This window comes from Moorena sp., from assembly GCF_982860115.1.
In genome coordinates this window covers 1-5,375 of sequence record NZ_CEYLVT010000347.1, presented here as the reverse complement: position 1 = coordinate 5,375, position 5,375 = coordinate 1, and the positions used below count along the sequence as shown (strand labels likewise).

At 40.4% G+C, this 5,375-nt stretch carries 2 protein-coding genes; both read left to right on the top strand.

What is annotated here, in order from left to right; genetic code table 11:
• Nucleotides 1-1,756: 1,756 nt before the first annotated feature.
• Nucleotides 1,757-4,648 carry a glycosyltransferase gene (locus AC4II3_RS30930; protein WP_488016249.1) on the top strand — a complete coding sequence of 964 codons (2,892 nt, stop codon included), beginning with the start codon at nucleotides 1,757-1,759 and terminating at the stop codon, nucleotides 4,646-4,648.
• On the top strand, nucleotides 4,645-5,316 hold the full coding sequence (locus AC4II3_RS30925; RefSeq protein ID WP_488016251.1) for a sulfotransferase family 2 domain-containing protein: 672 nt from the start codon (nucleotides 4,645-4,647) through the stop codon (nucleotides 5,314-5,316). The genes AC4II3_RS30930 and AC4II3_RS30925 overlap by 4 nt, the downstream gene beginning before the upstream one ends.
• Nucleotides 5,317-5,375: the final 59 nt, after the last annotated feature.

Sequence of the window (5,375 nt, the reverse complement as noted above, 5' to 3'; positions counted from 1 at the left end):
TCCCTCTAGACCTAGCTGCGGCTGAAGCTACTCCTGTAGCTTTGACTGCTCCAGCAATCAACGGTTAATTTCAACTTGGCTTAATCTACTTGATTAAAACAAAGCGCTCTCCAGATGGGGAGCGCTTTTTTTGTTTAATTATTCCAATCTAGTCGGAAATGATATTACCCACTATTTGGTATCTTTTCCCCTAGGCTTTACCCATTAACAGAGGGGTCTCTCTATTAACAAGATGGATCGACGGGATAGGTGGTGTTATTGCCTCCCCATCGATGAAGGTGTGTGCAATAAACACCCTCAGGTACGATTTCTGCAGGATTTGGATTTTGCGCGCACCAAGCTTCAGCGTCACCAGATGGATAGGTAGTGTTCGTGCCTAGATACTGGTGTAAGTGGGTACAGAATGTGGCTTGGATAAGATCGAAATCACCGCCTGAGCATTCAGGTCTGGGATATGTTGTATTGTTTCCTGTAAATTGGTGCAGATGGTTACAGTAACGATTCATGCTCACCTCGGCTGAAGCACTAGAGACAGAAATGGTCAATGTGCATACCAAGAGCAGAGCGCTTAAAACGATGGCTTTCAGGCCGGTGATTGCCCAATTTTTTAAGATAGTCATCTTCGGTTTCCTGTGCTTTTATTTCCTAACATTGAGAGTGTCTTGATCCACCAGAGGGTGTTTACTCTTGAGTTGCAATCACTATTGAAAGATCCTCTGAAAATCTGTCTTCAAAAGAGCTTTCATGATCATTAACTCCAAAAATGGATAGCTAACTAGCATCCTGGTTGACTGACAAAAGATCATGGCGTAGGTTGGGTTACGCTATCGCTAACCCAACACCAGTCAGGCTTTCGTTGGGTTACGCTATCGCTAACCCAACCTACAGCAAAATCAGCATTTCAACGGTTTTGTCAGTCAATCAGAACTAGCATCTGTCACCGATAGCAGCCTGTTAAAAAAAACTCCTGTCGGGTGTCATGTAAACCTTCTTTAGGCTTACGAATTTAAATTCACTACAGATTTTTAGGTAGTCAAGATTTTTCTACCGAAAACGAAAATTCCTTATGATCCTAGAAATTTGTATCATAATTTACTAATTGACAAACAGTTTAAAACATGCAATGGTCAGTGACCATGGCATTGACCCTTTTTGTGTCTATCCTTGGCTAGGCTTGGGTTCAACAGGAAATCTCAACAGGGCGAAAGGAAGAAGTTTGTATAGGGTTTATAAATAGGTCATGAACAATCTTACTGATTTTTAAGCACACCAAAAAATCCTCCAAACTCTTTCCTAATGCTCCGAAGTCCGAAGTCCAAAGTCCCAATTTTTAACAATCCTATGTTCACAACTCAAATATAAACCCTATATCAGAGTTTACAGATTGACAAAGAAGTCAAAACATGTATTGGTCAGGGGTGATGGGATAGACCCTTTGGTGTGAGGGGTTTGGGGTCTGAGATTTGAATAAAATAAGCTGTCAGCCTCACGGCTGACAGCTGTTCGCGTAGCGTGCGCGTAGCGCATATGCTTACGTTGCTTTTCAGAAAACTTAATATAAAATTATCGATAACTTTATATAAAATTTTAAATTTTCTGTGGTTACTCGGTTTACTATCAACTGAAAAATACTATCAAGTCCGATAGCATCGATATATAGCAATTCTTATCACGAGTGAGGTACAGATAATTTTTTACCTGTTGCCTACTCCCTACTCCCTACTCCCTACTCTCTATTCTCAAGGATCAATGACTAATGACAACTGAACCCCTTGTCATCGTAACTAGTATTGCACCAGGAAATCTTAAAAAGCAACAAGCCGCTATTAATAGCTGGCTTAATCTAGGATTTGAGGTTGTTTCCTTAAATATTATAGAAGAGATTGAGAAACTCCAGCCTTTATATCAAGACATTAAATTTCACAGAGTATTTCGAGATGGACGAGAGCATTATGGTAAGCCTTATGTTTACATTGATGACCTCTTATCCTATTTGCGTGAGTACGGTAGCCAAATCTGTGGAATTGTTAACGCAGATATTATCTTAAAAGCTGAGCAGGATTTTACAGAATTTATTCGAGAGCAGACTCAAGACTCTATCCTGCTCGCTTCACGAGTCGATATTGATACTGCTGAATCCATCAACGGTGAGATTTACGATGTTGGGGTTGATGTGTTCTTTTTTGAAAAAGAACTGCTGGAAAAATTTCCATCCTCTGACTTTTGCCTTGGTATTCCCTTTTGGGATTTCTGGGTACCAGTGATTGCTTGGCAACAGGGGTTAACCATAAAAGACTTAGTCTCTCCCGTTGCCTATCATGTCAAGCACTCTACCAACTATAGCTACGAAATCTGGCAAAAATCAGCCCTTAAGTTTACAAAAATATTTGCTCCATTACGGTATCATGATTATCACAAAAAAGCTGATCTAAATAAAGTAGATTATGATTTAATTGGTCACATTGATAATTATATTGTTAAGCAATTTTTGACAATTTATAAAAACAGTAAACAACCGATTATCTACAAACCCCGATTACCTGATGCTCAGAATCCGGTCTATAGCCATACCAATACTAAAAATCACGATTATAATTCCTTAGTTTGGTTAGCCTGGAGCTCTTATCATGCTGGGAATTTTACCACTATGGCTGAGCAGTTAAAAAACTCCCTAAGCATTACCCCTTACCAACCAACAGAAACGATTTCTGATTGGATAGAGCAGTTTACCACATTTTCAGCTGCTTATGGTTCTCCATTCAATTCTTATCCATTCAGTAACCTACCGGAATGGCAAGAACTAATACGCTCTACTCTGCTTAATCGACCATTTAGTACCTATCAATGGAAACCCAAAGTATCCATCATCACATCAGTCTTTAAAGGGGATAAGTATATTGAACACTTCCTCAAGGATATTACCCAGCAGACGGTTTTTGCTGAATGTGAATTACTATTGGTTAATCCCAATTCTCCGGGAAATGAAGAGCCTGTGATTAAAAAGTATATGACCAGGTATCCCAATATTATCTATATAAAATTGGATGAAGACCCAGGGCTGTATGAAGTTTGGAACATGAGCATTAGATTAGCCCGTGGTCACTATATTACAAACGCTAATCTCGATGACCGCAGAGCGCCTAGACATATTCAAGAACATATGAGAGCCTTGGATGAGCATCCTGATGTGGACGTGGTTTGCGCTCCTCTAAAAGTTACGATGCAGCCCAATGAAACCTGGGATAATAATACCGCCCATGCTGTCTGGTATGTGGGATTTCCGGAGTATTTTGGAACTGAAGACTTTTTTCAAGAAAAGTGGTGGGCTGAAGGGGAGGAAAAAGGTAAGATCGGCTCCCAAAATCTTCCCCATTGTATGCCGGTATGGCGGAAGAGTGTTCATGAAAAAAATGGCTATTTCGATGAAATTGGCTATGGCGCGAGTGCTGATTGGGAATTTTGGTTACGTTGTTCAACTAACGGGTCTAAATTCATGCTGTTGAGGGAACCTTTAGGAATTTATCTAGAAGACCCTCAATCCTATAACAGGCGGTTTGAGTCAACGGTTGATTTTGAGAAAAAAATTCTACAGGAGTATTATGTACCGCTAACTGAGGAATCTAATGGTAACGAAATCCTTGATGTCTCCCAAACTCAAGAGCAAGATTCAGGGTTTGAAGACTCTGGGGATTATCCCAAAAAACTCGATCTTGCTTCTGCTTTACAGTATCATTACGGGGAGCATCGCTCTGGATGGTCTTATGCGATGAATAGCTTGAAAGCCTTACACAATGATGCTGGAATTTTGGTAGATGGCTTCATAGAAAAGAAATTCGCCTGGGGTTCGGATCCTGGAGATTGTAACAACACCCCAACTGCTTATACAGAGCCTTGGATTGGATTCATCCATTGCCCTCCCTATGCTCCTAAATGGTTTCAAGAACACCTGTCACCTCAGAGAATATTTGTAAGTCAGTTGTGGCAAGAGAGTATTAAGTATTGTCAAGGTCTATTTTGTTTATCTGAAGACTCTCGTCGATGGCTCCAAAAGCAGCTAGATGTGCCAATTGTTAGCGTGATACATCCTACGGAAACCCCAGATGTTATCTTTTCGATGGATAAGTTTTTGGCAAATCCTGAGCCAACTATTATCCAAATTGGGATTTGGTTGCGGAAGATGCACTCTATCTACTATTTACCGGTAAAAAAATATAAAAAAATGGTGTTACGTAAACCCTATTCCGGGGAGATGTTACACAGTGAAAAACAAGTATTTAAGTTACAGCCGAATTACAGTTATGTGCAGATAGTTGATTATTTGCCCAATGATCAGTATGATGAGATGTTGTCAAAGAATATTGCTTATTTGGAGTTGTATGACACCAGTGCCAATAACGCGATCATTGAGTGCATTGTCAGAAATACCCCGGTTTTAGTCAATCCGCTCCCAGCTGTAAAAGAGTATTTGGGCGAAGACTATCCCCTTTACTTCCAGTCTAGACAAGAAGCAGCAGCCAAAGCTGAGGATTTTGCTTTAATTGAGGAAACCCACCACTACCTGCAGCAGCACCCGATTAAAGAAAAGCTGAGCAACGATTATTTTTTAAAATCCATTGTTAAATCGGAAATCTATCAACAGTTATCATGAGAATATCCCACAAGCATAAGTTTGTATTCCTCAGCAAACCTAAGTGTGCTAGTACTAGTATTCGCAAGGCATTGGATCCTTACTCCGATGTTTGGAGTACGGATAAGAACCGACATTACCATCACCATGTTCCAGCATCTCTGTTAAAGCAGCATTTTGAGCGTATGGGTTGGAACTGGAACAGCTACTTCAAGTTTATTAGTATCCGAAACCCTTGGGATATGCTGGTTTCTCTGTACTTTTATGCCAAGCCAGATCACCGAGGTATTTATTGGTGGGAAACAGCAAGAGCAATCCGTGTATCCGAAGACATTGTCGAAAAATACCCCTATAACCCCAACACCAGGATGCCATTCAAGGAGTGGATTAAGACAGGAAAATCCTGGGATTTGAAGGAGGTAAAATTTCTTGATGATTTGTCTACCTATACCCTTCCTTACTATGTTTTTGATGATCAGAATAATTTCCTAGTGGATTATGTTATCCGTGTGGAACACCTAGAGGAAGACTTAGATTTTGTTTCGTCAAAACTAGGACTCAAGCTAGACTCTTTGAAGGTCAATACTAGCAAGCATGACCACTACAGCCAGTATTATGATAGCGAATCCCAAGCAATAGTTTCCGAGCTGTTTGAGTATGATATCAACTACGGAAAGTATTCTTTTTAGAATAGGAGGGAATCGGGAATCGGGAATCGGGAATCGGGAATCGGGAATCGGGAATCGGG